Source organism: Arthrobacter sp. UYEF21 (assembly GCF_040546085.1).
Lineage (GTDB): Bacteria > Actinomycetota > Actinomycetes > Actinomycetales > Micrococcaceae > Arthrobacter.
Genome location: NZ_JBEPNF010000012.1, coordinates 89,373 through 114,520 on the forward strand (window position 1 = coordinate 89,373; position 25,148 = coordinate 114,520).

General features: G+C 65.6%; 25 protein-coding genes and 2 riboswitches. Of the genes, 8 read left to right on the top strand and 17 right to left on the bottom strand.

Translation table 11 applies throughout. The features are described 5' to 3' along the window. Positions 1-198 precede the first annotated feature (198 nt). Together ABIB27_RS13320 and ABIB27_RS13325 are read left to right on the top strand one after the other, a co-directional pair. Positions 199-930 carry a hypothetical protein gene (locus tag ABIB27_RS13320; RefSeq protein WP_354216190.1) on the top strand — a complete coding sequence of 244 codons (732 nt, stop codon included), beginning with the start codon at positions 199-201 and terminating at the stop codon, positions 928-930. Continuing rightward, positions 927-1,664 carry a hypothetical protein gene (locus ABIB27_RS13325; protein WP_354216191.1) on the top strand — a complete coding sequence of 246 codons (738 nt, stop codon included), beginning with the start codon at positions 927-929 and terminating at the stop codon, positions 1,662-1,664. The genes ABIB27_RS13320 and ABIB27_RS13325 overlap by 4 nt, the downstream gene beginning before the upstream one ends. Before the next feature lie 173 nt (positions 1,665-1,837). On the opposite strand, the gene ABIB27_RS13330 is transcribed toward ABIB27_RS13325, so the two are convergent. From ABIB27_RS13330 to ABIB27_RS13385, 12 genes are all read right to left on the bottom strand, one after another. Then, positions 1,838-2,242 (bottom strand): hypothetical protein, encoded by a 405-nt coding sequence (locus ABIB27_RS13330; RefSeq protein WP_354216192.1) that lies wholly within the window; start codon positions 2,240-2,242, stop codon positions 1,838-1,840. Between the two features lie 2 nt (positions 2,243-2,244). After that, complete coding sequence (locus ABIB27_RS13335) at positions 2,245-2,595, bottom strand: hypothetical protein (protein ID WP_354216193.1); 351 nt, start codon at positions 2,593-2,595, stop codon at positions 2,245-2,247. Between the two features lie 123 nt (positions 2,596-2,718). Beyond that, a complete protein-coding gene (locus tag ABIB27_RS13340) occupies positions 2,719-5,745 on the bottom strand; it encodes an alpha-mannosidase (protein ID WP_354216194.1) in 3,027 nt (1,008 codons plus the stop codon). Positions 5,746-5,874: 129 nt separating this feature from the next. After that, entirely contained in the window at positions 5,875-6,771 is an 897-nt protein-coding gene (gene fdhD / locus ABIB27_RS13345) for a formate dehydrogenase accessory sulfurtransferase FdhD (RefSeq protein WP_354254035.1), read from the bottom strand. Between the two features lie 140 nt (positions 6,772-6,911). Beyond that, positions 6,912-8,336 carry a molybdopterin molybdotransferase MoeA gene (locus tag ABIB27_RS13350; protein WP_354216196.1) on the bottom strand — a complete coding sequence of 475 codons (1,425 nt, stop codon included), beginning with the start codon at positions 8,334-8,336 and terminating at the stop codon, positions 6,912-6,914. A 10-nt stretch (positions 8,337-8,346) separates the two neighbouring features. Continuing rightward, complete coding sequence (locus tag ABIB27_RS13355) at positions 8,347-8,640, bottom strand: DUF6457 domain-containing protein (protein WP_354216197.1); 294 nt, start codon at positions 8,638-8,640, stop codon at positions 8,347-8,349. Beyond that, on the bottom strand, positions 8,637-9,350 hold the full coding sequence (gene mobA, locus ABIB27_RS13360; protein ID WP_354216198.1) for a molybdenum cofactor guanylyltransferase: 714 nt from the start codon (positions 9,348-9,350) through the stop codon (positions 8,637-8,639). Before mobA ends, ABIB27_RS13355 begins: the two co-directional genes overlap by 4 nt. Before the next feature lie 27 nt (positions 9,351-9,377). Continuing rightward, positions 9,378-9,878 carry an HNH endonuclease gene (locus ABIB27_RS13365; protein ID WP_354216199.1) on the bottom strand — a complete coding sequence of 167 codons (501 nt, stop codon included), beginning with the start codon at positions 9,876-9,878 and terminating at the stop codon, positions 9,378-9,380. A 236-nt stretch (positions 9,879-10,114) separates the two neighbouring features. Then, positions 10,115-10,867 carry an NlpC/P60 family protein gene (locus ABIB27_RS13370; RefSeq protein ID WP_354216200.1) on the bottom strand — a complete coding sequence of 251 codons (753 nt, stop codon included), beginning with the start codon at positions 10,865-10,867 and terminating at the stop codon, positions 10,115-10,117. A 151-nt stretch (positions 10,868-11,018) separates the two neighbouring features. Then, positions 11,019-11,693, bottom strand: coding sequence for a C40 family peptidase (locus tag ABIB27_RS13375; protein WP_354216247.1), 675 nt, complete (start codon positions 11,691-11,693; stop codon positions 11,019-11,021). 70 nt (positions 11,694-11,763) lie between these two features. After that, positions 11,764-11,936, bottom strand: a riboswitch (cyclic di-AMP (ydaO/yuaA leader). 139 nt (positions 11,937-12,075) lie between these two features. Then, on the bottom strand, positions 12,076-12,903 hold the full coding sequence (locus tag ABIB27_RS13380; RefSeq protein WP_354216201.1) for a M23 family metallopeptidase: 828 nt from the start codon (positions 12,901-12,903) through the stop codon (positions 12,076-12,078). A 3-nt stretch (positions 12,904-12,906) separates the two neighbouring features. Then, positions 12,907-13,124, bottom strand: a riboswitch (cyclic di-AMP (ydaO/yuaA leader). A 240-nt stretch (positions 13,125-13,364) separates the two neighbouring features. Beyond that, on the bottom strand, positions 13,365-14,057 hold the full coding sequence (locus tag ABIB27_RS13385; protein WP_354216202.1) for an iron-dependent transcriptional repressor DtxR: 693 nt from the start codon (positions 14,055-14,057) through the stop codon (positions 13,365-13,367). Between the two features lie 278 nt (positions 14,058-14,335). On the opposite strand from ABIB27_RS13385, the gene serC reads away from it, so the two are divergent. Next, positions 14,336-15,466 carry a phosphoserine transaminase gene (serC, locus tag ABIB27_RS13390; RefSeq protein WP_354216203.1) on the top strand — a complete coding sequence of 377 codons (1,131 nt, stop codon included), beginning with the start codon at positions 14,336-14,338 and terminating at the stop codon, positions 15,464-15,466. Between the two features lie 37 nt (positions 15,467-15,503). Here serC and ABIB27_RS13395 read toward each other — a convergent pair whose 3' ends face one another. Genes ABIB27_RS13395 through ABIB27_RS13405 form a run of 3 tightly spaced genes read right to left on the bottom strand, consistent with a single transcriptional unit; the run spans position 15,504 to position 17,822 of the window. Continuing rightward, complete coding sequence (locus ABIB27_RS13395; RefSeq protein WP_354216248.1) at positions 15,504-16,823, bottom strand: MFS transporter; 1,320 nt, start codon at positions 16,821-16,823, stop codon at positions 15,504-15,506. Positions 16,824-16,868: 45 nt separating this feature from the next. Further along, a complete protein-coding gene (locus ABIB27_RS13400) occupies positions 16,869-17,429 on the bottom strand; it encodes a DUF3027 domain-containing protein (RefSeq protein WP_354216204.1) in 561 nt (186 codons plus the stop codon). 9 nt (positions 17,430-17,438) lie between these two features. Further along, a complete protein-coding gene (locus ABIB27_RS13405; RefSeq protein WP_066286899.1) occupies positions 17,439-17,822 on the bottom strand; it encodes a cold-shock protein in 384 nt (127 codons plus the stop codon). A 242-nt stretch (positions 17,823-18,064) separates the two neighbouring features. Here ABIB27_RS13405 and ABIB27_RS13410 point away from each other — a divergent pair, with 242 nt between their 5' ends. From ABIB27_RS13410 to ABIB27_RS13420, 3 genes are read left to right on the top strand one after another with little or no spacing between them, the layout of a single operon-like run. Beyond that, entirely contained in the window at positions 18,065-18,298 is a 234-nt protein-coding gene (locus ABIB27_RS13410; RefSeq protein ID WP_354216205.1) for a hypothetical protein, read from the top strand. Between the two features lie 10 nt (positions 18,299-18,308). Next, complete coding sequence (locus ABIB27_RS13415; protein ID WP_354254037.1) at positions 18,309-20,798, top strand: helicase-associated domain-containing protein; 2,490 nt, start codon at positions 18,309-18,311, stop codon at positions 20,796-20,798. Between the two features lie 13 nt (positions 20,799-20,811). After that, a complete protein-coding gene (locus ABIB27_RS13420) occupies positions 20,812-22,458 on the top strand; it encodes a DNA repair helicase XPB (protein WP_354216207.1) in 1,647 nt (548 codons plus the stop codon). 10 nt (positions 22,459-22,468) lie between these two features. Here ABIB27_RS13420 and ABIB27_RS13425 read toward each other — a convergent pair whose 3' ends face one another. Next, complete coding sequence (locus ABIB27_RS13425) at positions 22,469-23,338, bottom strand: FHA domain-containing protein (protein WP_354254039.1); 870 nt, start codon at positions 23,336-23,338, stop codon at positions 22,469-22,471. A gap of 5 nt (positions 23,339-23,343) precedes the next feature. After that, positions 23,344-23,601 carry a hypothetical protein gene (locus ABIB27_RS13430; RefSeq protein WP_354216209.1) on the bottom strand — a complete coding sequence of 86 codons (258 nt, stop codon included), beginning with the start codon at positions 23,599-23,601 and terminating at the stop codon, positions 23,344-23,346. A 257-nt stretch (positions 23,602-23,858) separates the two neighbouring features. Here ABIB27_RS13430 and ABIB27_RS13435 point away from each other — a divergent pair, with 257 nt between their 5' ends. Next, on the top strand, positions 23,859-24,359 hold the full coding sequence (locus ABIB27_RS13435; RefSeq protein WP_354216210.1) for a DUF427 domain-containing protein: 501 nt from the start codon (positions 23,859-23,861) through the stop codon (positions 24,357-24,359). Between the two features lie 76 nt (positions 24,360-24,435). After that, positions 24,436-25,146 carry a response regulator transcription factor gene (locus tag ABIB27_RS13440; RefSeq protein ID WP_058929981.1) on the top strand — a complete coding sequence of 237 codons (711 nt, stop codon included), beginning with the start codon at positions 24,436-24,438 and terminating at the stop codon, positions 25,144-25,146. The last annotated feature ends 2 nt before the right edge of the window (positions 25,147-25,148 follow it).

Consider the following 25,148-nt stretch of genomic DNA (forward strand, 5'->3'; position numbering starts at 1 on the left):
CCGAAAACTGCGGTGAATCCGCACTGTGCCACCCGGGAAAGTGCCGGGGCACTAAAGAGCCCGCCGGTCCGGACTTGGGGGGTGTACGGACCAACGGGCTCGACCATCAAGCATAGTCGACTCCGGAGTCCGCATCAAACCGCCGGCACGCATTCAGGCTAAAATCAAGGGCAATCATCCGTTCAGCAGAGAGCCGATATGCCCATTCCTGCCAAGGCGTTCCAGCGCTGGCTGCACGGCATCGCCCCCCACACGAGCACGTCAGACGTCTGCCGTGTGTCCGGCATCAAGCGGAGCACCCTGGCCCAGCAGCTTGTCCGGGGCAAGGTGGCAGAGACAACAGTGGTCAACATCAGCCGCGCGTATAACGTCAACCCCGTGTCTGCGCTGGCGGCGTTCGATGCCTACAGCCTGCTCACGGACCCGCACCCGCCTACAAGGCCAGAACTGGTCAGCCAGATCTCCACCGCGGACCTCCTGCGGGCAGTTTTGGCCCGTTCAGCCGCGGACCCCGGCGGCGCGCCGGCCGGTTCGTCGGCGTTGGAGCCGGCCCCGCACGCCACCTCGGTCAAGAACTGGGTGGAGGCCATCGACGACGGCGAACTGCGGCACCGGGTCTCCGCCGCCACCGGAATCGCCCCGCAGAACTATTCGGCGCAACTGACCGCGAACCGGATGGCGCCCGAACTGGCGGTTGCCACCTCCCTTGCCGCCGGCGTCGGCCCTGCCAGCGGCCTGGTGGCCACCGGGCTGGTCACGGAGGCGGAGGCAGGCTGGCTTCCCGAAGCCCGGCAGTCCGCGCTCGACAGCCTGTCCGACGGCGAACTGACCACGCTGGCCGGTGACCGGCTGCAGACACTCGGCCGGGCCCTCCGCCGGCAGGAACATGACCATGAAAAAACCGAAAAGATCTGGGAGAACCTGGGATGATCGAAATCCTGCAGTGGTCCACGCTGACTGTCTGCGGCCTGGTAGCCATCGCGCGCGTTCCCAGTGCCCTGAGGGGGAAGAACAGGACAGTCTTCTACATCTTTGCCCTGATGACGCTCGCCACCCTGCTCAGCATCCGGGCGCCGTACTTTGCCATCGACCAGGCGCTCGGCGGGGTTAACGTGGCCAATTTGCTGCTCCGCTTTGTCATCTTCGCCGCTATCTTCTTCGTGGGTATCCGCGTCACCCGGGGCTTTGGGGCCGACAGCGCTTACCGGCTGCTCACGGGACGGATCGGGATGGCGGTGCTGGCGCTTACCTCGCTGGTGGTGGTGATTGTCTTCCTGATGATGGATACCACGGGGTCGTCCGCTGGCATGGCTGCCTTGTCCAGCCAGAGCACCAGGAACGTTCTTCTGCTTGAGTACTACGGCGCCGCCGGCCGCGCCTTTCCGGCCTATGTAGCGGTGGTCCTCCTGCCGGCCATGGTGGGCGCAGTGCGCAGTTCGTTCCCGGCCCTGGTCCGCATCGCCGCCTCCCTGCTGGGCGTCGGCTCGATCGCTGTCGCGTTGACATTGCTCTTCCCGTTTTTCCCGTCAGACTGGGGAGCAGCGATGTTTGTGATCAATTACAGCGCCATTTTGTGCTTTGTTTTTGGACTGGCCCTGATCGGTATCGCTGGCCTCGTGCACGGTCGCGGCGGCCGGCGCCAAAAGACTTCTACTGCAAACTAGCCGTCATAGCTTTCACAGAATCATTAGACATGGAACAATCATGAATGTGTGAAGGCGGTGCGCCGGTGTTTGCGAACGGGGATAACCTCTTGGATGCCGCGCCCCGAAAGCCTTTGCACTCATTGGGGGGATGAGTGGTGGCGGCCGTTGGGGACCGCCCCCACTCAGCCTGATTAAGGCGCCGTTTGGCTTAGGGCCTCAGTTCCCGTTCCACCGGCACCGCCCAGCTCACGCAGGACGAGCGGAAGCACCTCGGTACCCAACAGTTCGATAGCTTCGAGCACAATCTGCTGCGGGACTGACGACAAATCCAGCTGGAAGATCTGCCGGTCATGCTGCAGATGACCGTGCATCCTGACGATTTTTTCGGCCGCCTGCTCCGGGGTGCCCACAAAAAGGGCGCCGCTGGGCGCGGTCTCCAGGTTGTAGGTGACACCGCTGGGCGTGGGAAAGCCCCGCTCGGCCGAGATCCGGCGCATGCTGTCCAGCCAGTACGGCTGAAAGACTTCCTTGGCCCGGCCCGCACCCGAACCCGAGCCCAGGTCCCGCAGCACCAACCACGGGGCGCTGACGCCCACCCTCAGCGCTGCATTGTTGTGCCCGTGTTCGACGGCGGTCTGCCGGTACAGGGCGACGTGCCGCTCGAAGTTCCGTACGGATCCGCCCAGCAGGCGTACATGGCGTTCTGGCGCAGGGTCGCAGCCCGCACGGATGACTTCAGAGTCCCGCCCGTGGCGATCCAGATGTCCAGTTCACACCGGCCGTCAGCGGCCGGGAACGGACGCGGCAGGATGAGGGCGTCGTCCAAGCCGGAGCGGAACCGGCCGTTCCAGGTGACGCGTTCCTGTGCATCGAGCTTGACGGGATCGCGGCGGATGTCGCCGAAGGTGAATATTCCCAGTTCCATGCCCCGCACAAGCTGTCCATGCATACGCATATTCCCCCGGGGCGCGACTAGGCAGGCAAGGAGACAGTGACAGCCGCTGTTCCGACGACGCTCCGCAGCGACTGCCTGGCGAACAGCTCCCAGCAGCTCGTACCTGGCGTACAGCTCCTACCGGGCAAACCTCAGTGTGACCAGTTGGAAGGGCCGCAACGCCAGGCTGACGCTGCCCTCGGCACCGGGTGTCACCCCGGGCGCTTGGACGGGGCGTTCCAGCAGGTCCGTTGCCTGCACGTCCTTGACCGGAAAACCAGCCGAAATGACCCCGGCCGACCGCTGCCCCCGGGATTCATAAAGCCGGACCACAACATCGCCCGAACTGTCCTCGGCAAGCTTGACCGCCTCAATGACCAGCGCCGGGTTGTCCACCGTGAACAACGGCTCCACGTCCCGTCCGCCGCGGACCAGCCGCGGAGCGAGGTTGGTCCGGTAGCCCTCCTCCACGGCCTCGGCGATTCCAGCGCCGGGCCGGATGGTGACCGCCAGCTCCTGGTGGCCGCGGTCCGCCGTCGGGTCCGGGAACTTCGGAGCCCGCAGCAGGGAGAGCCGCACTGTGGTGGTGGTCCCGCTGTCGGCCTCCCTGACGTTCATGGTGACATCGTGTCCGTAAGTGGCCGCGTTGGAGATCGCCACGCCATAACCGGGCTCCCCCACGTGGATCCAACGGTGCGCGCAGATCTCGAATTTCGCCGCCTCCCATGAGGTGTTCACGTGGGTGGCCCGGAAGACGTGCCCGAACTGCGTCTCGGCGGCAGAGCGGTCCGCCTTGACGTCCAGCGGGAAGCCAAGCTTCAAGAGTTTCTCGCTCTCCTGCCACTCAACAGCGGTACTGATGGACAGGGAATCGCTGCCGGCACCCAGCGTGATCCGTTGGGTGACCGGCGATGAGCCTGCCACCCGGTCCACCACCACCACGGCGCTGCCGCCAACGTGCTCCAGCCGGAGATCCTGCGCAGCCGTCACGGCCGTGACGTTACGGCGGTAGAACTCGTCAATGTCCCAGGCATCCCATTCGTTGGGGGTGTCCCGGTGCAGTTCCAGCAGGTTGCCGCGCGACCCGGGCGCAATAGCTTCGCGTCCCGTGGCGTAATCGGTGAGGGAGGCGAGGAGGCCGTCAGCATCAAGGACAGCCCGGATGATGCCATTGTCGAGTACATAACCGCCCTCCAGGGCGGTTGCCTTGACGGGCTGGCCGTGGACCGCCGGTTCTGCGGCCCCGAGCGCAGGTACTCCGTTCCGTGCGTGGGGCGCGGCGTTGAGCAGGAGCGTCCTGGACCCCTCACCCAGGAGGGCGGCCGCCGCCTGGCCAATGATGGTTTCGAGGCTGGTGCCGATGGCGGCGTAGTTGCGTTCCGCGTCCTGGTGGACCCACGCGATGGAGCTGCCCGGCAGGATGTCGTGGAACTGCTGCAGGAGCACCAGCCGCCAGAGCCGCTTCAGTTCGGCGGCAGGGTACGCGAAGGAGCTGCGGACGGCGGCCGTAGTGCACCAGAGTTCGGCCTCGCGAAGCAGGTGTTCACTGCGCCGGTTTCCGCGTTTTGTTTGGGCCTGGCTGGTGTAGGTGCCGCGATGGAGTTCAAGGTACATCTCCCCCACCCACACGGGCAAAGTGTCGTAGCCCTCCTCCGCCTCGGCGAAGAAACTCTCGGCGGAACCGACGCGGACCTTGGGCGAGCCCTCAAGGTCCCCGGTGCGCCTTGCGGCGGCCAGCATTTCCCGCGTGGGTCCCCCGCCGCCGTCGCCGTAACCGAACGGCACCAGCGAGGTGTTGGCTCGCCCATGCTCGCGGAAGTTCCGTTCGGCGTGGGCCAGTTCGCGCCCGCTCAGCTCGGCGTTGTAGGTGTCAACGGGTGGGAAATGCGTGAAGAGCCTGGTGCCGTCGATGCCTTCCCAGTTGAATGTATGGTGTGGCATCCGGTTGACCTGGTTCCACGAGATTTTCTGGGTGAGGAACCAGCGGCTGCCGGCCGACCTGACAATCTGCGGCAGGGCTGCGGAGTAGCCGAACGAGTCCGGGAGCCAGGCTTCGCGGCATTCGACGCCGAACTCCTGGAGGAAGAAGTTCTTGCCTTCAATGAACTGGCGGGCCATGGCCTCGCCGCCTGGCATATTGGTGTCCGATTCAACCCACATGCCACCAACCGGAACGAACTGGCCCGCTTTGACCTTCTCGCGGATCCGGCCGAAGAGTTCGGGGTAGAACTCCTTCATCCAGGCCAACTGCTGGGCTGATGAGCACGAGAACACAAAGCCTGAATCCTCGTCCATCAGCGCCACCACGTTGGAGAACGTCCTGGCACATTTGCGGATGGTTTCACGTACCGGCCACAGCCACGCGGAGTCAATGTGGGCGTGCCCGGTGGCTACCATGTGGTGGGCGGAAGCATATGCAGGCCGGGACAGGACATCTGCCAGGGCTTCGCGCCCGGCAGCCGCGGTACCGGCGACGTCGTCGGGGTCCATCAGGTCCATCATGCGCTCCAGCGCGCGGAGGATTACATGGCGCCGCGGCAGCTCGAGGGGAAGTTCGTGCATCAGCCCGGAGAGCGTCCAGATGTCCTGTTGGAGATCCCAGACCGTCTGGTTCAGTTCTGCAATGGCGATCCTGCCGAGCCGGTATTGCGGTGCCGTGCCAGCCGTTGCTTTGTCCCCGTAGGGCGTGGCGGCGAAGGTCCAGCCCTGCGCCATGTCCGGGTTGGCGGCGGCTTCAACGTAGAAGTCAACGGCCATGCCGCTGCCGAGCAGTTTCAGCGGGATGTACTGGTTCCGGGGCGAAATCGCTTTAATGATGGTGCCGTCAGGGCGCCACGCGATGCCCTCGCACTGGAAGCCGGGGGCTTCGTTGATGAAGCCGAGATCCACCACGATTTCCACCGTGGTGTCCGGGCCGGTCCCCCAGGCCTCGGGCACGTCGCCCTGCAGCCGGAGCCATTTGGTGCCCCACGGCTGGCCCCAGGCAGCACCGTGCTCCTGCGGCAGGAAGATATGCCGCAGGGCGTCCATCACGTTGACCGGCTCGCCCGGCGCATCCCAACTGCTGAGGTTCAGGGGAACGCTTCGGGTGTATACGGCGGGCTTGATCCGCTCGCGGACAAACCGATCCAGGCGGACTTCGGTAATCCGGCGGTCGTCATGCACTGTAAACCCTCTTAGGTACGCGAATTTGAGTAGTCGAATCCGGACAATGCCGTCCAATCGATGGATAAAATCTACCGGCTAGTAGCTCAATAGCCAAGTACCAGTTTTGCCGCAGGGGGCGGCGCAGCCCTATCCCCGAACCTCGGCGGCCTCTACAGGAACATTCGCCGCGGGCAGGGTGATCCTGCCCTGGCCGGCGTAAACGTTCAGGCTGGTGCCCCGACTGAATCCGGCCAGCGTCATCCCGCTGGCCTCCGCCAGTTCCGCGGCGAGGCTTGAGGGTGCGCTCACGGCCGCCAGGACAGGTATTCCAGCCAACGCCGCCTTCTGGACCAATTCGAACGACGCCCGCCCCGATACCTGCAGGACCAAACCGGTCAACGGCAGCAGCCGCTCCCGCAAGGCCCAGCCCACCACCTTGTCCACGGCGTTGTGGCGGCCCACATCCTCACGGAGGCACAACAGCTCCACGCCGCCGTCGTCCGATATCCGGAAGAGGCCGGCGGCATGCACGCCGCCGGTGATTTCAAAAACCGCCTGTGCTTCGCGGAGCCGGGTGGGCAGGGAGGCGAGGACGTCCGCCGGCACTGTCACAGGATCCGAAGCCGGGCTGTAGTGGGAGGATTTCCGCACGGCTTCGATCGAATCGGTGCCGCAGATACCGCAGGAACTTGAGGTGAACACGTTCCGTCCGGTGGCGGGCATTTCGACGTCGGGCCGCAGCTGGGCCTCCACCACGTTGAAGGTCTGAACGCCATTTTCGTCCTCACCGGCGCAGAACCGCAGTGAAACCAGCTGCTCGGGAGTCCAGATGATCCCCTCGGAGACCAGGAAGCCGGCCACGAGGTCAAAGTCGTCCCCGGGAGTTCGCATTGTCACGGAAAACGACAGCTGGCCAATCCTGATCTCCAGCGGCTCTTCAACGGCGAGGACGTCCTCACGGCAGCGGACCGGAAACTCCAAGGCATTGGGCGAGCCGTCCAAAACGTACTTGTGCACCTTGCGGCGCTGGGTCATGCGTCCCATCAGCGTCCTGCACTGCTTCGAAGGCCCTTGCAGGCGTTCCGGACTGGGCGGCTGGGAGTGTTCATAGCTCAATCATCGCACCACGGCCGGGCTGTGGAGCACCGCCAGAGCCATGGAGCAGGGCCGCGCAGCACGGCAGCTCAGTCCAGCAGGGCACTCCAGTCCACCGGACCGGCAGGCTTCGCCGCGTCCTTGTCCGCCGTCTTACTGCCAGGCTTGGCCGCAGGACGGGTTTTGGGCTTGGTGCCGGCCGGTTCGGGCACAGGCAACGGCGGTCCCCACGGCAAAGCGAACGCCGGCACAGGCTCGCCGAGATGCACTCCGTGCGGCGGGACAACTATCACCCCGTGGGCCGAGGCCAGCCCGCGCATCATCCCCGGTCCGGTGTGCTTGGCCGGGGAAGCCATCCCGTACAGGAGCCGGAAGGGCATCAGCCGGGTCCGTCCTGGCTCCGGCTCGAGGGTTGCACCGCAGGGGACGTCCTGCACGGGCGGCAGGGGGCCGTGGCCCAAAGCCGCTAGCAGGGGTTCGCCCACAGTGGACAATGCCATCATGGCAGCCAGCGGGTTCCCGGGCAGCCCCATGACAAAGCGTCCGTCCGGGAGTTCGGCCAGGACGGCAGGATGCCCGGGGCGCATCGCAATGCCGTCGATGATCAGCCGCCCGCCCAGTTGCGCCACTGCGCGGCGGAGGTGGTCGGTATCGGAACGTCCCGTCCCGCCGGTAGTGATCACGACGTCGGCAGGCAGCGCGGCGGGGTCCGGAACCTCAGGCGCGAGGTCCTCCAGGCCAGCCAGCCACTCCGGATAGGAGTCGCCGATTCTTTCCTGGCCGGCGTAGATGCCGCCGAGCATGGCCACCACTGCTGCGAGCTGCGGGCCGAAGGTATCCCGGACCTGCCCTGGCACGGGCAGGCCTTCCGCCACGACTTCGGATCCGGTGAGCAGAAGCTTCACCACCGGCTTCCCGCGCACCAACAGGTCATCGTGCCCCGCCAGGGCGGCGACGGCCAGATGGGCCGGGTTCAGGGTGACGCCCGCCTTGACCAGGACGTCCCCCGCAGCTGCTTCCTCACCCGCTTTCCGGATATGCTGGCCGTTCTTGGGCTCGCCGGGGCGGGCGGTGCCGCCTGTAAGCAACAGCGGCAGGCCGTCGTCGTCCGTGCCCAGCACCGCACTCTCGCTGCGCAGCACCCCCTTGGCTCCGGGCGGAATCAATCCCCCAGTGACAATCCGGCTGGCCTGATGCGGAGCCAGCCGCCGGCCGGCCTCCGCCACAATCCACGGACCGCCGCCGTTGACCGCCCAGCCGTCCATCGCGGAGGACGCATAATGCGGCATATCGTGCAGCGCGGTGATGGCTTCAACCAGGACCCGCCCCAGTGCCTGGTCCAGCGGGACCCGTCCGGGCGGAATCGGCGTGGCACTGTCAAAGGCGGCTTGGCGCGCCTCGTCCCAGGTATGGGCCAGGTGCGTTGCGTGCGCCTCAGCGGCGTGCACCTCAGGGGCAGGAAGGGAATGCTGCGGGTCGGGGCTCCCGGGTTCGTCGCCGGAGGCGGCGGTCATTCGGCGGTGATCATTCGACGGGTACCCCGGTGGGTTCGGAATCGTAGTCTGCAGCGAGGGCCCGGGCGCGGTCCATGGCTGCGGTCATGGCGGCAGCGTCCGTAACCTGTCCCGATCCCGCTGCCAGGCCCGCCGCCAGCCCGGCAATAAAAGTTGTCAGCGGTGCCGCCGGGCGGACCACCGAGTGGGCGGCCACTCCAGCCAGCGACAGGATGGCGTTCACGTCAATCTGGACGTCTTCAAGTTCGTATGCCTGCAGCAGCGCCCGGCACCACTCTTCCAGCGTCTCGTCCTGACTCTTCACGCTCTGCCTCCCAAATCATCTGCGGCCGCGTTGCTCCGGGATCCACTGAGCGGATCCGGGCCGGCCACACCAAGTGCGGCGGCGTCGTCCCAGGTGTCCACGTCAGCTGTGGAGCCGGCCGGAACGGCGACAGGCTGTAGGTCAAGACTAGCAAGGAGCGCCCCGACCGAACCGTTGATTAAGCTTCCTTTAGCGGCAAGCTCGGCCACTGAACGTTGTAGCGCAGCCGTGCTATAAAAGCCCACCAACGGCTGTCGCCGGCCATCCTGCGAGACAGCCACCACTCCGTCCGCGGCCACTGCCGGTCCGCCGGCTTCCAAGGCCTTCCGGAGGGCGGCCACCGCGTGCCGAACATTGGGCATGTCACAGGCCAGCACCAAAGTCAACCGGGGACGGCATCCGCCGGTGGCGTCCCCTGCCGCGGCACCTCCTACGACAGAGAGATCCTGCACTGCCGCGAGCCCGGCCGCGATGGCGGCCGCCGGACCGCCGAACGGCGGCTCCTCACGGCAGCTGAGGATCCCGGCCGGCATGTTCCCGGGGCCAGGACCCACGACGGCGATGGCCCGGGCACCTCCGGCAGCGGCGACCGAACGGCGCAACAGCGTATCGCCGTCGTATGTCAGGCTTTGCTTGGGCACGCCGCCAAGGCGCGCGGAACGGCCACCGGCGAGAATGACGGCATCAAAACTTAGGGGGTCAGCGTCCACCCTCCCAGCCTAACGGCGGTGGCGCGGTCAGGCCGCCCGTTCAGGCAGCAGGAAGGGGTCCCAGGCCGGCGTCGGCTTCTCCAGCTCCTTGATCTGCCAGATGGTGCCATGCGGCGGCTCCGGCACAACCTTCAGCTTCCACCCCATTTCGGCAGGGGTGTGGTCGCCCTTGGTGTTGTTGCACCGAAGGCATGCGGCCACGAGGTTCTCCCACGAGTCGGCGCCACCCCGTGATTTGGGCTGCACATGGTCGATGGTGTGGGCACCTTTGCCGCAGTATGCACACCGGTGACCATCACGCCGCAGGACTCCGCGGCGGCTGACCGTAGTGCTCTGGTTGTATCGGGGGCGGATGTAGCGGTTCAGGAGAATCACGGACGGGCGGCCCAAGATTTCCTGCGGACCCACTACAGGGTCATCGCCTTCGGCAATAACGCTGGCCTTGCCCGTGAGCACAAGCACCAGCGCCCGGCGGAAGGTGACAACCGCCAGCGGTTCATATCCAGCATTCAGAACGAGAGTGCGCATGCACGTACCTCTTCGTGGCCGCACCCGTCAGGGGCACGAGGGCCGGCTGCCCCCGGCATATCCGGGCTATGGATCGACACCACAAGAGTAAACAGAAAATGCCGGTATCAACTAATTACCCGTTCCGTGGCGCTACGTGTCGGGCCCGCCGGGCGTCCAGTCCGGGGTGGAACGGCAGGAGCAAGCAAAGGGACCCCCGCCATCAGGCGGAGGTCCTTTGAAAGCTCAATCAACTACTAGGACACGCGGATGAAGACCGGTCCCGAACCAACGTTGGCGCTGAATACAACGGTCTGGTTGCCGTTGTAGCCGCCGTGCACAGCCTGGCCGTTGCCGGCGTAGACCGCGATGTGGGCCATGCCGGCTCCGCCGTCTGCGTAGTAGATCAGGTCGCCGGGCTGGGCTTCGGCTGCACTCACGGTGCGGCCCAGGGAGAGGTAGCCAGCGGGCCAGTCGTGGAAGTTGATGCCCACTGCGGCGAGCGAGTTGGTCACCAGCATGGTGCAGTCCTGGCTCACACCCAGCTGTGCGTAGGCTGCGGACAGGATGGCCTGGCCCTTGCCGCTGGCAGCCACCGGAGCGGCGTGCGCGGACGGAGTGGACGCCGCCACCTTGATAGTGGCTGCGGGCTTGGCAACCGGAGCGGCCGGAGCCTCAACAACGGGCTCCGCCACCTTAACGGGAGCCGGTGTGGTGGTCACAGCAGGCTTCTCGTAGGAGATGGCGATGGTGGAAGAGGCCGAAATGATGGCCGGCGCGGAGACCCCAACCTCAAGGTTGGCGGTGGAGACTGCTTCGCGCTGAACGTTGGTCTCTGCCGCGTTCGCCGCGATACCACTGGTCAGGACCAGGCCGGAGGCTGCAGCGATAACCGCGGCCTGGCGGCCCATGCCGCCGGCGTTGTCGCCGACAGCCTTGGCAATGACAGCCAGCGAGTTGGTCTTGGTGACCTCGGCGCGGTGGCGTGCAACAGTTGCACGTGTAGTCATTTAATTTCTCTCTTTCGTGTTCCTAAGGACCGCGTGGGCAGCCCAACGGCGTTGGACGCGCCGGCATCTTGGGGGTACGCCGGCACGCCCCGAACGGGGATGTGATGAAGAGTTCCAGTGAAGAAACGGTTGCAGCCCAGGGCTGCGGGGGTTACAGCGCCGGGGTGAAGAACGAGGACGTGCCGGTGGCTGCAGCCGCGTGCAGCAGGGTGCCCTGCGACGGGTTCAGCGCACTGATCATCATGCCGTTGCCGACGTAGATGCCAACGTGGGCTCCACCGTTCTGCATAACGAGGTCGCCGGGAGTAGGGGTTGCGGTAGGCCGCATGGCCGTCCAGGCATTCGTGCGGGGGATGCTAATGCCGGCCTGGGCGTAGACCCACTGGGTGAAGCCGGAGCAGTCCCAGCCATTGGGAGTGGTGCCACCCCAGAGGTAGGGGTGACCGATGCCGGTGTACGCAATTGCTGCCAGACCCGAAGCCGCGGCGGAGGAAACGGTGTCCGCGAGCTTGCTCTTGACAGCACCCGCAGCTTCCGTTGCCGTTGCTGCTGTTTCCGTAGCCGTGGACTGCGCCCGGACCCGCTCAATCCTCGGAGCTGCAGTGGTTTTGACCACGGGGCGCTCGAAGGAAACAGTGGCCGTGGGTGCGGCAGTTACGGCTAGTGCAGTCTGCGCGGAACCGGACTCGGTGGACGCGGACACACCAGCGGTGGTGTCCGCGGCGTTGGCCGGAAGCCCCAAGGTCAGGATGAGACCCGACGCAGCTGCGATGACAGCAGCCTGGCGACCTACGGTCCCGGCATTTGCACTAACGGCCTTGGACACGGAGCCCAAGGGGTTGGTGCGAACCGTTTGCGCGCGGTGACGCGCAGAATTATGACGTGAAGACACGAAGGTAGCCTCTCCCAATGCCTGCGAGGTGAGCTGTCGGATTCGGATGGGAGTTCACCCGGCCGCGCTGCTTCCTGGGAAGCTTTGCGACTTAACCCCAAGGCCTTCAAAATCGAAGACCAAAATTGGTTCCCCCGCCCCTGCCAGACGATGTAATGCGAACGGACCTTGAGCGGTGGCAGAGCTAGGCAATCCACTCAAGAACGTCAACTTCGGAAAAGTTGACGCGCTTTAGACGGTACAGGAGTTCAAGGACAATGTCACATTCAGGTCACGGCTTGTCACTGTGATCTGAGAGTTGACCATCATTTAATGCTCAGAGCCAGCCTGTGGGGTCAACAACTTCGCCGTTGACCTGTACCTCGAAGTGGAGGTGGCAGCCGGTGGAGGCGCCCGTGGTGCCACTGAGGGCAACAACCTCGCCGCGGGTCACTTTCTGTCCTACCTTGACGGTAGCGGAGGACAGGTGGTTGTACGTGGTTTCCAGGCCATTGCCATGGTCCACCACAACCCGGTTACCGCCGCCGTACTGGTGCCAGCCGACGAACGTCACGGTGCCGCTGGCAGCAGCCAACACGGAAGTGCCGCACTGGGCCACATAGTCCTGGCCGCGGTGGAAGTCACCGGAACCGCCGGTAATGGGGCTGATCCGGAATCCGAACGGAGAGGCGGTGATCAGCTGGGCAAGCGGTGCGCCCAGGCTGCCGGCGGAGGACGCGGGGGTAATGGATCCAGCCGATTGTGCGCTCAACAGCTGCTTCAGCTTGCCGTCGGGATCGCCCTGCGTAACAACGGCGGAGCGACTGAAATCGATCTTGGCGGCTGCTTCCGCGGAAACCTCGGGCTGCGGGAGCCCGGACACCGCAGCGACGGACTGGCCAGGCTGCTGATCTGCCATCGACGGGCCCGCTACCGGAACCGTCACGGTAAGGACCAGGCCAGTGGCCGCAAGCGCAATGCCGGCCTTCTGGCCGATGCCGCTGGCGGCGGCGAAATCGGTGATCTGCCGGAATGCCCCCCGGCGGTTACGGCGCGCTTCGCGCTGCGGATCGCGGGGCCTCTCCGCAGAGAAACCCTCGGCCGCCCGCGGCGCCGGAGCGGGGCCTGCCGCACGCCGGCGGCCCCTGGAGTATTGCGTGGTCAAGAATGTTCCTCTCTGGATAGCCTGCGAAGTTAGCTGTCGGATTCGGGTCAGAGAGTGCAAAGACCCGGTCCGCCGTAACAAGCACTTGGCGCAGAGATATCCGGTGAGGATCCTTCGCTGGAAGAGGCTTGCTGCTGACGGACTTCACCCCAAGGCGTCTTGCGACTGCCGGTTGTGGTTCCCCCGCCTCTGCCAGTTGGTGACTCGTGCACCTGATCCGCTGGCAGAGCTCGGCTCCGGATCAGGTAACGTTTTTGTATCGACGCTTGGGTTAACTATATGCGATCAAGATACCCAGTAACAATTCCGTTATCTTTTGCGGAATGGCCACTGATGCGCTACTGGACATCCCGAATCAAGCCTTTACCCGCTCTTTTCGCAGGCCAGCAACGGCGCCTCTCCCGGCGGTCAGCCTCGCCGCAACTTCACCCCGGCGGCAACCCGGCGCTGACTCAGGCTCCTCAGCGGATCGCAACGAAAACGTGGGCTGCCACTTCGGGAGGCAACTCGAGAGCACCCTCAATCCCGGGAACCCGGACGGAGATGTACTCCCCTACACGCTCCAGTAAGACCGAGGCGCCAGGCCGGATCCCACCTTCATCCAGCTGTACCAGCAACTCCGGCTCCACCTGGATAGGTTCAGCCAGCCGGCTGACCGTCACGTTCGACGTCGGGCCGTATGCGAGCATGGCCGCAACGAGATTAATAACACCGTCTTCAGGGACCGAGGGCTTTCCACCCAACGCGGCCAGCCCGGGGATGGGATTGCCGTAGGGCGATTCGGTGGGGTGGTCCAGCAGTTCGTAGATGCGCCGCTCAACCCGCTCGCTCATCACGTGCTCCCAGCGGCAGGCTTCCTCATGGACGTAGGCCCAGTCCAGGCCAATAACGTCAGCCAGGAGGCGTTCAGCGAGCCGGTGTTTGCGCATGACCTCCGTGGCGCGCTTGCGCCCGGTCCCGGTGAGTTCCAGGTGACGGTCCCCGGAGACCACTACCAGGCCGTCGCGCTCCATCCGGCCGATGGTTTGGGACACCGTGGGTCCGGAGTGCCGCAGCCGCTCGGCGATGCGGGCGCGAAGTGCAACGATGTTCTCTTCTTCAAGCTCCAAAATGGTTCGAAGATACATCTCCGTGGTATCGATCAGATCCGTCATCCAGCTCAGCTCCTCGAGCGCAGTACCTAGCGTTGTCCCACCGTATCGTGTCCCAGTCGAGGCGAGGTCCGGTGAAAAGCTTAGCCTATTTTGAGTTTGTCCGGATAATCGCCGGGCGGCCCCCGATCGTCTCGTTGACTGAACTATGACGCTGCCGGTTCCCGCCCGATCTACTGTTTCAGGCAGAATAAAAGCGGCCCTCGTTACAGTCGCTGCTGACTGCCGGCCACCCCACTGTCCCGGACGCCAACCCCGTCCCCGCCGAATTTGGAGCCCTTGTGAGCGAAACCAGCATCACTATTCCTGCCGATCTGCTGCCCAAGGACGGACGCTTCGGCGCGGGACCCTCCAAGGTCAGGCCGGAGCAGCTTGAGGCGCTCTCTGCAGCCTCACGGACCATCCTTGGCACCTCGCACCGCCAGGCGCCCGTCAAAGACCTCGTGGGTTCCGTCCGCGAGGGCCTCAGCCAGTTCTTCCGCGCTCCCGAGGGCTATGAGGTTGTCCTGGGCGTCGGCGGCTCCACTGCTTTCTGGGATGTGGCAGCCTTTGGCCTGGTGGAGAAGAAGGCCCAGCACCTGTCGTTCGGCGAGTTCGGTTCCAAGTTCGCCTCGGCCACCAACAAGGCCCCGTTCCTGGACGGGTCCTCCATTATCAAGTCCGAGCCCGGCACCCGCCCGGTGTCACAGGCCGAGGGTGGCGTTGACGTTTACGCTTGGCCACAGAACGAAACGTCCACCGGCGTGGCAGCTCCCGTCAAGCGCGTTGCAGGCGCCGACGCCGGCGCCCTGATGCTGGTGGACGCCACCTCCGCGGCTGGCGGCCTGGATGTGGATGTTGCCGAATCGGACGTCTACTACTTCGCCCCGCAGAAGAACTTCGCGTCCGACGGCGGCCTGTGGCTTGGGCTGTTCTCCCCCGCCGCGCTGGAACGCGCCGCGCGGATCAAGGCCAGCGACCGCTGGATCCCGGACTTCCTGGACCTGCAGACGGCCATCGATAACTCCAAGCTGAACCAGACCTACAACACGCCCTCCCTCTCGACGCTGGTGACGCTGGACGCGCAGGTGCAGTGGTTGAACGCCAACGGCGGACTGGACTTCGCCAGCACGCGGACAGCCGACTCTGCGGGCCGGATCTACGCCTGGGCCGAAGCGTCCGAATACGCCGCCCCGTTTGTAGCCAAGGCCGAGGACCGTTCCAACGTCATCGCCACCATCGACTTCGATGACTCCATCGATGCCGCGGCGATCGCCAAGGTGCTGCGCGCCAACGGCGTGGTGGACACCGAACCGTACCGCAAGCTGGGCCGCAACCAACTCCGGATCGCCACCTTTGTTGCCATTGAGCCCGATGACGTCTCCGCCCTGCTGGCGAGCATCGACTACGTGGTGGGCGAACTGCGCAAGTAACGTCCACGCGCCCCGCCTGCTGCAGTACTGCGGGGCGTCAGGATCCTACGGCGTCGCCCGGGTCTTCTTCCGGGGCGGCGCCGTTTGCGTTGTCCCCCAACTGGGACACGACACGGAAGTAGCGCAGGCCGCGGGCCCGCCGGTTGAAGGCCAGCCGAAGCCGCTGGGCGCGGATGATCCACACCATGCCAATCAGGGCGGCGGTGAGCCCGGAGGCGGCGGCTACGGCCAGTGACCATCGGGCCCCGGCGACGTTGGCCACCCACCCCACCAGCGGCGCCCCTATTGGTGTTCCGCCCATAAAGATGGCCATGTACAACGCCATGACGCGGCCCCGCATAACGGGATCGGTAGTGGTCTGGACGTAGCCGTTGGCGCTGGTCATCATGGTGATGGCGAACAGCCCCACCGGCACCAGCGCTACGCCGAACCAGAAGTAGTCCGGGGCCAGCGCCGCGAGGCCGGAGGTCACCCCAAAGGCGGCGGCGGCGCCGAAGATCATCCGCAGCCTCGGCTTGCCCCGGCCGGCGGACAAGAGTGCACCCGCCACTGACCCGATGGCCATGATCGAGTTCATCAGCCCGAAGGCGCTCGCATCCAACCCGAATTCCGTGCCCACCATGGCGGCGATGAACAGGACGAAGTTCAGCCCTAGGGTGCCCACGATAAAGACCGCCACCAGGACCACCACGATGTCCGGCCGGAACTGCACGTAGCGCAGGCCCTCGCGGATACGGCCCTTTCCGGGAGCCGCCCGGGGAAGCTGCCGTAAGGACGCCGTCGGGATCTTCCACAGGCTCAGGAGCATGGCCAGGAACGTGGCGGTATTGATCAGGAACACCCACCCGGGCCCCACCGCCACCGTCAGGATCCCGGCCACCGCGGGCCCGATCATGCGGGCCACGTTGAACGAGGCGCTGTTCAGGGCGACGGCGTTGGGAAGGTAGTCGTCCCGGACAAGCTCCGATACGAAGGTCTGGCGGACTGGCGCGTCGAGTGCGGACACCATGCCCAGCAAGAGCGCAAAGCCATAAACATGCCACAGCTGCCCGGCACCGAGGACCACCAGGACACCCAGCCCGGTGCTTAGGAGGGCCATCACGGACTGCGTCACGATCAGCAGCTGCCGGCGGCTGTACCGGTCCGCCACGAGGCCAGCTACAGGGGCCAGGAAAAGCTGGGGCCCCAGCTGGAGTGCCATGGTGATGCCCATGGCGCCGGCGTCGTGATCAGTGAGGTGGTCGAAGACCAGCCAGTCCTGGGCAGTACGCTGCATCCAGGTTCCGATGTTGGAGACCAGAGCGCCGATAAACCAGATCCGGTAGTTGAGGATGTGCAGGGATTTGAAGGTGGACATCATGGCCGGCCCTCGTGGTGATCAACCCTGCGTATTACCAACTTCCTAGTCAGCCTCGCGTGCTGGTTCGTCTTCCTGGGGAACGGGTTCCCCAGGCACTTCGTCCTGGTCTCCGGGCCCGGACGTGTCAGCCTCGGCAGTGGGAGGCTGTTCATCCTCCGCTTCCTGGGCGTCTTCGGGGCGGACGCGTTCGGCCCACGGCACCCAGTCCGGCGACAGGATGGAGTCTTCCGACGGCAGGAGGCCCAGCTCGCTGACGGTAACCACTTTCGAACGGGAGTTCCGGGTCACTACTGCGTACCACTGCCAGCTCTGGTAGCCGGGCAGCCTGGATTCGAAAAGGTGGGTGACCAGGCGGTCGCCTTCGCTCTTGGCCGCGATATGTGCACCGATGTCCGCCGGCGCCGTGATGCCTTCGACGGCGGCGCGTGCCACGTCAACGGCCGCCGCGAGGAAGGCATCCGGCTTGCCGATCCGCCACACGGTCACGCCGGCGCGGCGCTTGGCCTCAGGCTCGGCCCCTGCCTGCCCTACTGCAGGTATCTGCTCGCCCGAGGGCGGCTGCTCCCCTGCCGCGGTGTCCTGCTGTTCAGCTTCCGGGTTCATGGACAAGGCCTAAACGTCCAGCTCGTCGGCAACCTTACGCAGGGCCGCCGCGATGGCCTTGCCCTTGTTGCCTTCCGGGTACTTGCCCGCGGACAGGGTGCCGGAGAGGTTGTCCAGCACACTGACCAGGTCCTGGACCAGCGGTGCCAGGTCCCGCGCGCTGGGCCGTTTGGCTTTGGCGATGGAAGGGGTCTTGTCCAGGACACGAAGGCCCAGCGCCTGGGCGCCTTTGCGGCCGTCGGCGACGCCGAACTCAACGCGGGTGCCGGCCTTCAGCTCCGTGACGCCCTCGGGCAGCGATGATTTGGGCAGGAAGACTTCCTGCCCGTCTTCGCCCGCGAGGAATCCGAAGCCCTTTTCCTTGTCATACCATTTGACCTTGCCGGTAGGCACGTAATCAACCTTCTTCGTTCTGACGTCTTGAGACACGGCCGGCAGTCACCGCATCCGCACTGATATGCGGGTTCAGGGTATGACAGCGACGGACCGTGTTGGTCTGTTCCTTCAAGGTTATCCTGCCGGGGCAGGATTACTGCTTTCGTTGGCCCTTCTTCATGCCTGTCACCGCGGTCCGCCGCCAACCCCCCAGACCGGCATCACACGTCCCGCGGCAGCCTGCCTGTAGCGTTACGTGCATGACACGCTCGCGATACCGGCGCCCCCTGATGATCTGTGCAGCGGTTGTTGCCATCCTTTCCCTCTCAGCGGTGGGAGCAGTGATGGCACTGGCCTTCGCCGGCACCGCTGCCCCGGTCTGGGTCACGTCCACCGCCTTGTACGGCCTGCCAGCCGCCTTCCTGCTGATGCTCTTCCTAGTCCTGGACAGCGTTGCCGGGCGGCGCCGGGCGGGAAAGTCCGGCGGCCTGTAACGTTGGACTGATGTCCCTGATCCGCGCCCTCAGCAAAGAACTGGCAGCCCGCAGCGATGACTCGTTGCGGGGCCTCTTTGCGGCCCGGCCGGATCTGATGTCCCCCCCGGTGCCGGACTTTCCCGCACTGGCGGCAAGGGCCAGCGCCCGCGTAAGCGTCCAGCGCGCCCTCGAGCGCCTCAACAGGCCGCAAATGCAGGTGCTGGAGACGCTCTATCTGTGCACCAACCCGGACACTGAACACAGCGCCTCGGCCGCGGGAATCCGGAAACTCATAGCCGGGTCCTCGGTGGCCGCCGTGGAACGTATCCTGGCCTCGCTCCAGGAACTGGCCCTCGTGCACCGGGCTGAGCCGCCGCATGGCACGGTGGTGCCGGGTCACCGGCAGCGCTTTTACCTGCCGGTGGGATGCCTCAAGGACGTTGTCGGCATCTATCCTGCCGGCCTGGGGCGCAGCTACACCGAACTGGTCCGGCTTCAGCCCGCGTTCGGCCAGCGCGCGGTCCAGCTGGTTGCCGAGCTGCACCGCAGCGGCGTCGCCATCCAGGCAGCCACCACACCCATGGAAGCAGCGCTGGCGCTGCAGCACTGGACCTCCTCGCCGGAGGCCCTCGCACAGGCATTGGCCGGAGCCCCGGAACGGACGACGGCGCTGCTCGCCAAATTCCGCAACTGGGCCATGGGTGCCGTCCCCCAGGCGCAACGGAAAGCGTCCGTTTCGAACCAGGGCGCCGACGTCGGGCCCGTTGACTGGCTGCTTGCCCGGGGACTCCTGGTGCCCCTGGACGCCGCGCACGTTGAACTTCCGCACAGTGTGGGGCTGTCCCTGCGGGGCGGTGCCATCATCAACGATTTCACTCTCTCCCCTCCCATTCCCCAGCTGGGCAGCACCACCGCTGCGCTGCGCCGGAACGCAGCGCTGGGCGCCATCGCCGAAACCCTTCGGCTGGTGGGCGAACTCCTGCACGCTGTCAGGGAACAGCCACTGGCCACGCTGCGCAGCGGCGGCGTCGGGGTCCGCGAAATGAAGCGCCTGGCCGAAGCCCTGCGCCTCGACCAGCACCGGGCCGGCCTGCTGCTGGAGCTCAGCGCGCTCTCCGGCCTGCTGCGCCTGGATGTGGATTCGTCCTCGTGGGTGCAGCCACCGCAGCTGGAGTGGCTGGTCCTTACACGCCAGGAACAATGGCTGTGGCTGGTCAACGCCTGGCTCGCGAGCGAGCGGGTGCCCTCGCTGGTGGGCCAGCCCGTGACCGGACCCATCGGCGCGTCCGCCGCACACCGGGCCCTGGCCGGGACCACCGTCAACGCCCTGTCTGCCGAGGCGCAGCGGCCCGACGCCCCGGTGGTCAGGAAGCGGATCCTGGAAATATTGAACGAACTCACCCACGAGGCGGGTGCAGCGGACGGCACCGCCCCGGTCCTGGACGCGGCAGCGGTGCTGCAGCGGGCCGAATGGGCGCAACCCCGGATGGCGCGCCGCTTCAGCTCCCTGATCAAGGGCGTGCTGGCCGAAGCGGAACTGCTAGGCCTGATCGGCTCCGGCGCGCTGAGCCAGCTGGGGGGCGCCATCGCGGATGACAAGCCCGAAGGAGCCCTCGGTATCCTGGGCGAGCACCTGCCCGCCGCACTGAACCACGTCCTCCTCCAGGCGGACCTCACGGCGGTTGCCCCCGGATACCTGGCGCCGGAGCTAAGCGAAAAACTCCTGCTGATGGCCGACGCCGAGGGCCAGGGCCCCGCCACCATCTACCGGTTCTCGACGAACTCCATCAGGCGCGCGCTGGACGCCGGCCACGACGCGTCCAGCCTCCTGGGTTTCCTGCGTGAACATTCAGCCACGGCCGTTCCCCAGCCCTTGGAGTACCTTGTGGAAGACACGGCGTCCCGGCACGGCCGGCTCCGCGTGGGAACGGCGGCCAGCTTCATTCAGAGCGACGACGAGGCCGCGGTGCTGGAGCTGGCTGCCGAAACGAGGGCGGCCAGCCTGGGACTGGCCCGCATTGCCCCCACCGTCCTGATCTCCACCGCTCCGCCGCGCGAAACTGCCCAGATCCTGCGCGGCCTGGGCCTCTCCCCGTCGGTGGAGGAATCCCACCCTTCTGTGGTCCGGCTCCGACGTACCACCAGCGCCCCGGGCAGCGCCCGGCCGGTCTACACCGCGCCGCGGACCGCGCCCGCCGAGGACGACGTCGACACCCAGCTGGCCGTCCTGCGGAACGGCCAGACGGCCACCAACGGTACGCATCCGGGTTCCGGCACTGGCTCCGGCGATGCGTCGACCCAGCTCGGCCTGGAGACCCTGGAGCGGGCCATCCGGCTCAAGCAGTTGGTGAGCATGAATGTGGTGGATAGCCAAGGGAATTCCAGCCTGGAGACAGTTGTTCCCCTTTCAGTAGGCGGCGGCCGTGTGAGGGTATTCGATCCTGCCAAGGAAACCGAGCGTGTACTCTCCGTCCACCGCATTATCGATGTCGAAGCCGCAGAGGAACTGCACCAGTGAAGGATTTCCCCGCGTGAACGACGGACCGCTGATTGTCCAAAGCGACAAGACCATTTTGCTCGAAGTGGACCATGAACTGGCTACCGAGGCCCGCCATGCGATTGCCCCGTTCGCCGAGCTGGAACGCGCCCCCGAGCACATGCACAGCTACCGGCTGACGCCCCTGGGCCTGTGGAACGCACGCGCCGCCGGACTGGACGCCGAAAAAGTCCTGGACACCCTGCTCAAGTACTCCCGGTTCCCGGTGCCGCATTCACTGCTTATTGACGTCGAAGAGACCATGTCCCGGTACGGCCGGCTGCGGCTCGAGAAGGACCCCCAGCACGGTCTGGTGATGCGCACCGATGATTATCCGGTGCTGGAGGAAGTAATCCGCGCCAAGAAGATCCAGCCCTTGCTGGGCCCGCGGATCGACGGCGAAACCATCGTGGTCCACTCCTCCCAGCGCGGCCAGCTCAAACAGCTGCTCCTGAAAATCGGCTGGCCCGCCGAGGACCTGGCCGGTTACGTGGACGGCACACCCCACCTGATTGCCCTGAACGAGGACGGCTGGAAGCTGCGTCCCTACCAGCAGATCGCCACGGAAAACTTCTGGGCCGGCGGCAGCGGCGTGGTGGTGCTGCCCTGTGGCGCGGGAAAGACCCTGGTGGGTGCCGCAGCCATGGCCACCAGCTCCACCACAACGCTCATCCTGGTGACCAACACGGTGGCCGCCCGGCAGTGGAAGGACGAACTGCTCAAGCGCACGTCCCTCACGGAGGATGAAATCGGCGAGTACTCGGGCGCGGTCAAGGAGGTCCGACCGGTGACCATCGCCACCTACCAGGTGCTCACCACCAAACGCGGTGGCCTCTACCCGCACCTGGAGCTCGTGGACGGCCATGACTGGGGCCTAATAATCTACGACGAAGTGCACCTGCTGCCGGCTCCGATCTTCCGCATGACCGCCGATCTCCAGGCTCGCCGCCGGCTGGGCCTGACAGCGACCCTGGTCCGGGAGGACGGCCGTGAAGGCGAAGTCTTCAGCCTGATCGGGCCCAAACGGTATGACGCGCCCTGGAAGGACATCGAGTCCCAGGGCTACATCGCACCCGCGGACTGCGTGGAGGTCCGCGTTGACCTGCCCCGGGACGAGCGCGTGGCCTACGCGATGGCCGAGGACGCGGACAAGTACCGGCTGTGTTCGACGTCGGAGTCCAAGACCCTGGTCGTAGAACAGCTCGTGGCCAGGCACCAGGGCGAGCAACTGCTGGTGATCGGGCAGTACATCGACCAGCTGGACGAAATTGGCGAGCGCCTCAAGGCCCCGGTCATCAAGGGCGATACCTCGGTCAAGGAACGGCAGAAACTCTTCGACGCCTTCCGCGCCGGTGACGTGCATACCCTGGTGGTCTCCAAGGTGGCCAACTTCTCGATTGACTTGCCGGAAGCCTCGGTGGCCATCCAGGTGTCGGGATCGTTCGGGTCCCGCCAGGAGGAAGCGCAGCGGCTGGGCCGGCTGCTCCGCCCGAAGAAGGACGGCCGGGCCGCGCGCTTTTACTCGCTGGTGGCCAGGGACACCCTGGACCAGGATTTTGCGGCCAAAAGGCAGCGTTTCCTGGCCGAACAGGGGTACGCCTACCGGATTATGGATGCCAAGGACTTGAACCAGCCCGGGTAGGACTAAGGGCTCAGGTAATGCCTCGGGAACCGTCACGTTCGGTAGTGCCGGTGCGCGGATCAAACTGGGGCCGCTGGTAGGCCAGTTCCCCACCGCTGCGGCCGCCGAACGGCCTGCCGTGATCGGCAAACTCTTCCCGGAAGAACGCCACGCACCACTGGCCCAGCTTGATTCTGGCGCCGGTGCGAAGCACGGAGGGACCGGACCGGTTTACGCTGCCGCTCACTGCACCATGCGGTACCAGGACGTATTCGTCATTCTCGTCGTGCTGGATCTGTGCGTGCACCGGATCCAGGCCGGAGAGCTGCAGATCCGACCCCGAAGCAGCGCCAATGCTGAAGGTCTCCTGGTCCAAAGTCACTTCCCGGGGGATCTGGCCGGTCCACTGGGCGGCGTCCTGCACGAAAATCAGCCTGGGCCGGCCACTGCCACGGGTGTGATGCGTGGTGGTGACACGGCGCGTGATCTTACGCTTGACCGTGGGAATCAGGGGCAGCGGGGTCTCGGGAGGAAACAGCGGGAACGCCCGGGACTGGCGTTTGCCTCGCCTCCCTAAGGGGACCAGGGCGCCGAGCTTTCCCAATTTGATGTTCGGCGACCGGGTGACCAGCCGCTGCGACGCCGGGCTGTGGACCGCGCCGAGGCTGACGATGCTTCCGTCCGGGCCGTTGACGGTGATGCTGAGTCCCTCGCCGGAAAGCATCTTGGCGAGAGGACGGATCTCTTTCAGCGAGGGCATCGATCCCGCGCTGAAACCATCCAGGCCGTCCAAGGTTATGGTGACCGCCGTTCCCGCCGCCCGGGCGCTGCCGCGGGTGACGGCTCCGGATTCGTCCGTATAGGAGAAATCCAGATCCATGTCCAACTGGTATCCGGTCACGGCGGTTACGAGCGGTTCTGGTCGGATCCTGCGGCGTCCCTGTCACTGGTGGTGACCCGAAGGCTACCGTTGAGCTTCCACGTGGCACGGGGAGCGTCGGGGCCGATGTCCCGCGGGACCTCTACGGTCATGTCGACGAACTGGTAATTGATGGCTGCGCCCTTGCCGGTGAGATAGGACCACATCTCCTCTGCCAGGTCTGCCCAGTCGCGGATGCTGCGGTCGGTCGTGGCGGTATTCTCGGACGCGTTGAACTCAGTCATCTTGGTAACTCCCCTTAGGTTGCAGTGCAGTAGTTTGATACTGATTAGTGCGGCAGAATCCGCCTCCGACGGGCCCAATAGCCCCACTGTATTCCCGGCTCACACGCAGGGGAACCCAAAGAGCAAAAAACGTTTCGGAGCCAAAATTGGTTCCCGACGCCGTCTACAGTGCTTCCTGCCCCTTGCCGCCTGTCCACTGGCCAGTCGAGCCAGCGCCTGCGCGTGCGGATTGGCCGGCTGCGGCGCAAACTGGAGGAATGAGCCCGAACATCCGACCAGTCATTCCGCTCCCCGGCCAGGAATCGGTGTGGGACTACCAGCGGCCGCCCCGCGTTGAACACAGCGTCGAAAAGATCCGGATCTTCTGGGGCGGTGAGCTGATCCTGGAAACGGCGGACTCGGTCCGCGTATTGGAAACCAGCCACCCCCCGGTTTACTACCTGCCCCGCTCAGCGTTCAGGCCAGGTGTGCTCGAGCCGGCCTCGGGGAGCAGCTTCTGCGAATTCAAGGGCACGGCGAAGTACCTGACCGTCCGCGCCGGCGGAGCAGTGGCCGAAGAAGCCGCCTGGTTCTACCCGGAGCCAACGGCAGGGTTTGAAATCCTGGCTGACCGAGTGGCCGTCTACCCCGGCCGAATGGACTGCTGCGAGGTCGACGGTCAGAGGGTGCGACCGCAGGCAGGGGGCTTTTACGGCGGCTGGATCACCGACCGTGTGGTGGGGCCGTTCAAGGGTGGACCGGGAACCCTCGGCTGGTGATGCCGAGTTCTGCCCTCTCCCGGAAAGCACAGTAAACATCCAGAAAACTCCCAGTTTCTGGGAGCATGATGGGAGCATGAAGAAGACCGGTCCAGAAGCCAAGCTGCTCGTTGTCGATGACGAACCCAACATCCGCGAGCTGCTCTCCACGTCCCTCCGCTTCGCCGGATTCGAGGTGGTTTCAGCCGCAAACGGGCGGGACGCCCTGGCAGCGGCCGAGCTCCACGCACCGGACCTGGCCGTGCTCGATGTCATGCTGCCGGACATGGACGGCTTTACCGTCACGCGCAAGCTCCGCGCTTCCGGTAAGCACTTCCCCGTGCTGTTCCTGACCGCGAAGGACGACACCGAGGACAAGGTCACCGGGCTCACCGTGGGCGGCGACGACTACGTCACCAAACCTTTCAGCCTCGACGAGGTGGTGGCCCGCATCCGGGCCGTTCTCCGCCGCACCCAGCCCCTGCTCGATGACGACGCCGTCATCCGGGTTGATGACCTGGAACTCGACGACGACGCCCACGAGGTGCGCCGCGGCGGCACAGTCATTGAGCTCTCTCCCACTGAGTTCAAGCTTTTGCGGTACCTCATGCTGAACCCGAACCGGGTGCTGTCCAAGTCCCAGATCCTGGACCACGTCTGGGAGTACAACTTCAACGGGGACGCTTCGATTGTGGAGTCCTACATTTCCTACCTGCGCCGCAAAGTGGACATCGATCCGGACGCACCAGCCCTGATCCAGACCAAGCGCGGAGTGGGCTACGTGCTCCGGACGGCAGAGAAGCGCTGACC

What these genes read in the sequence shown, in the direction of transcription:
- ABIB27_RS13320 (WP_354216190.1), top strand. Translation starts at nt 199, where the DNA reads ATGCCCATTCCTGCCAAGGCGTTCCAGCGCTGGCTGCACGGCATCGCC.
- ABIB27_RS13325 (WP_354216191.1), top strand. Translation starts at nt 927, where the DNA reads ATGATCGAAATCCTGCAGTGGTCCACGCTGACTGTCTGCGGCCTGGTA.
- ABIB27_RS13335 (WP_354216193.1), bottom strand. Translation starts at nt 2,595, where the DNA reads ATGCATGGACAGCTTGTGCGGGGCATGGAACTGGGAATATTCACCTTC.
- fdhD (WP_354254035.1), bottom strand. Translation starts at nt 6,771, where the DNA reads ATGGGACGCATGACCCAGCGCCGCAAGGTGCACAAGTACGTTTTGGAC.
- ABIB27_RS13350 (WP_354216196.1), bottom strand. Translation starts at nt 8,336, where the DNA reads ATGACCGCCGCCTCCGGCGACGAACCCGGGAGCCCCGACCCGCAGCAT.
- ABIB27_RS13365 (WP_354216199.1), bottom strand. Translation starts at nt 9,878, where the DNA reads ATGCGCACTCTCGTTCTGAATGCTGGATATGAACCGCTGGCGGTTGTC.
- ABIB27_RS13370 (WP_354216200.1), bottom strand. Translation starts at nt 10,867, where the DNA reads ATGACTACACGTGCAACTGTTGCACGCCACCGCGCCGAGGTCACCAAG.
- ABIB27_RS13385 (WP_354216202.1), bottom strand. Translation starts at nt 14,057, where the DNA reads ATGACGGATCTGATCGATACCACGGAGATGTATCTTCGAACCATTTTG.
- ABIB27_RS13395 (WP_354216248.1), bottom strand. Translation starts at nt 16,823, where the DNA reads ATGTCCACCTTCAAATCCCTGCACATCCTCAACTACCGGATCTGGTTT.
- ABIB27_RS13400 (WP_354216204.1), bottom strand. Translation starts at nt 17,429, where the DNA reads ATGAACCCGGAAGCTGAACAGCAGGACACCGCGGCAGGGGAGCAGCCG.
- ABIB27_RS13410 (WP_354216205.1), top strand. Translation starts at nt 18,065, where the DNA reads ATGACACGCTCGCGATACCGGCGCCCCCTGATGATCTGTGCAGCGGTT.
- ABIB27_RS13415 (WP_354254037.1), top strand. Translation starts at nt 18,309, where the DNA reads ATGTCCCTGATCCGCGCCCTCAGCAAAGAACTGGCAGCCCGCAGCGAT.
- ABIB27_RS13430 (WP_354216209.1), bottom strand. Translation starts at nt 23,601, where the DNA reads ATGACTGAGTTCAACGCGTCCGAGAATACCGCCACGACCGACCGCAGC.
- ABIB27_RS13435 (WP_354216210.1), top strand. Translation starts at nt 23,859, where the DNA reads ATGAGCCCGAACATCCGACCAGTCATTCCGCTCCCCGGCCAGGAATCG.
- ABIB27_RS13440 (WP_058929981.1), top strand. Translation starts at nt 24,436, where the DNA reads ATGAAGAAGACCGGTCCAGAAGCCAAGCTGCTCGTTGTCGATGACGAA.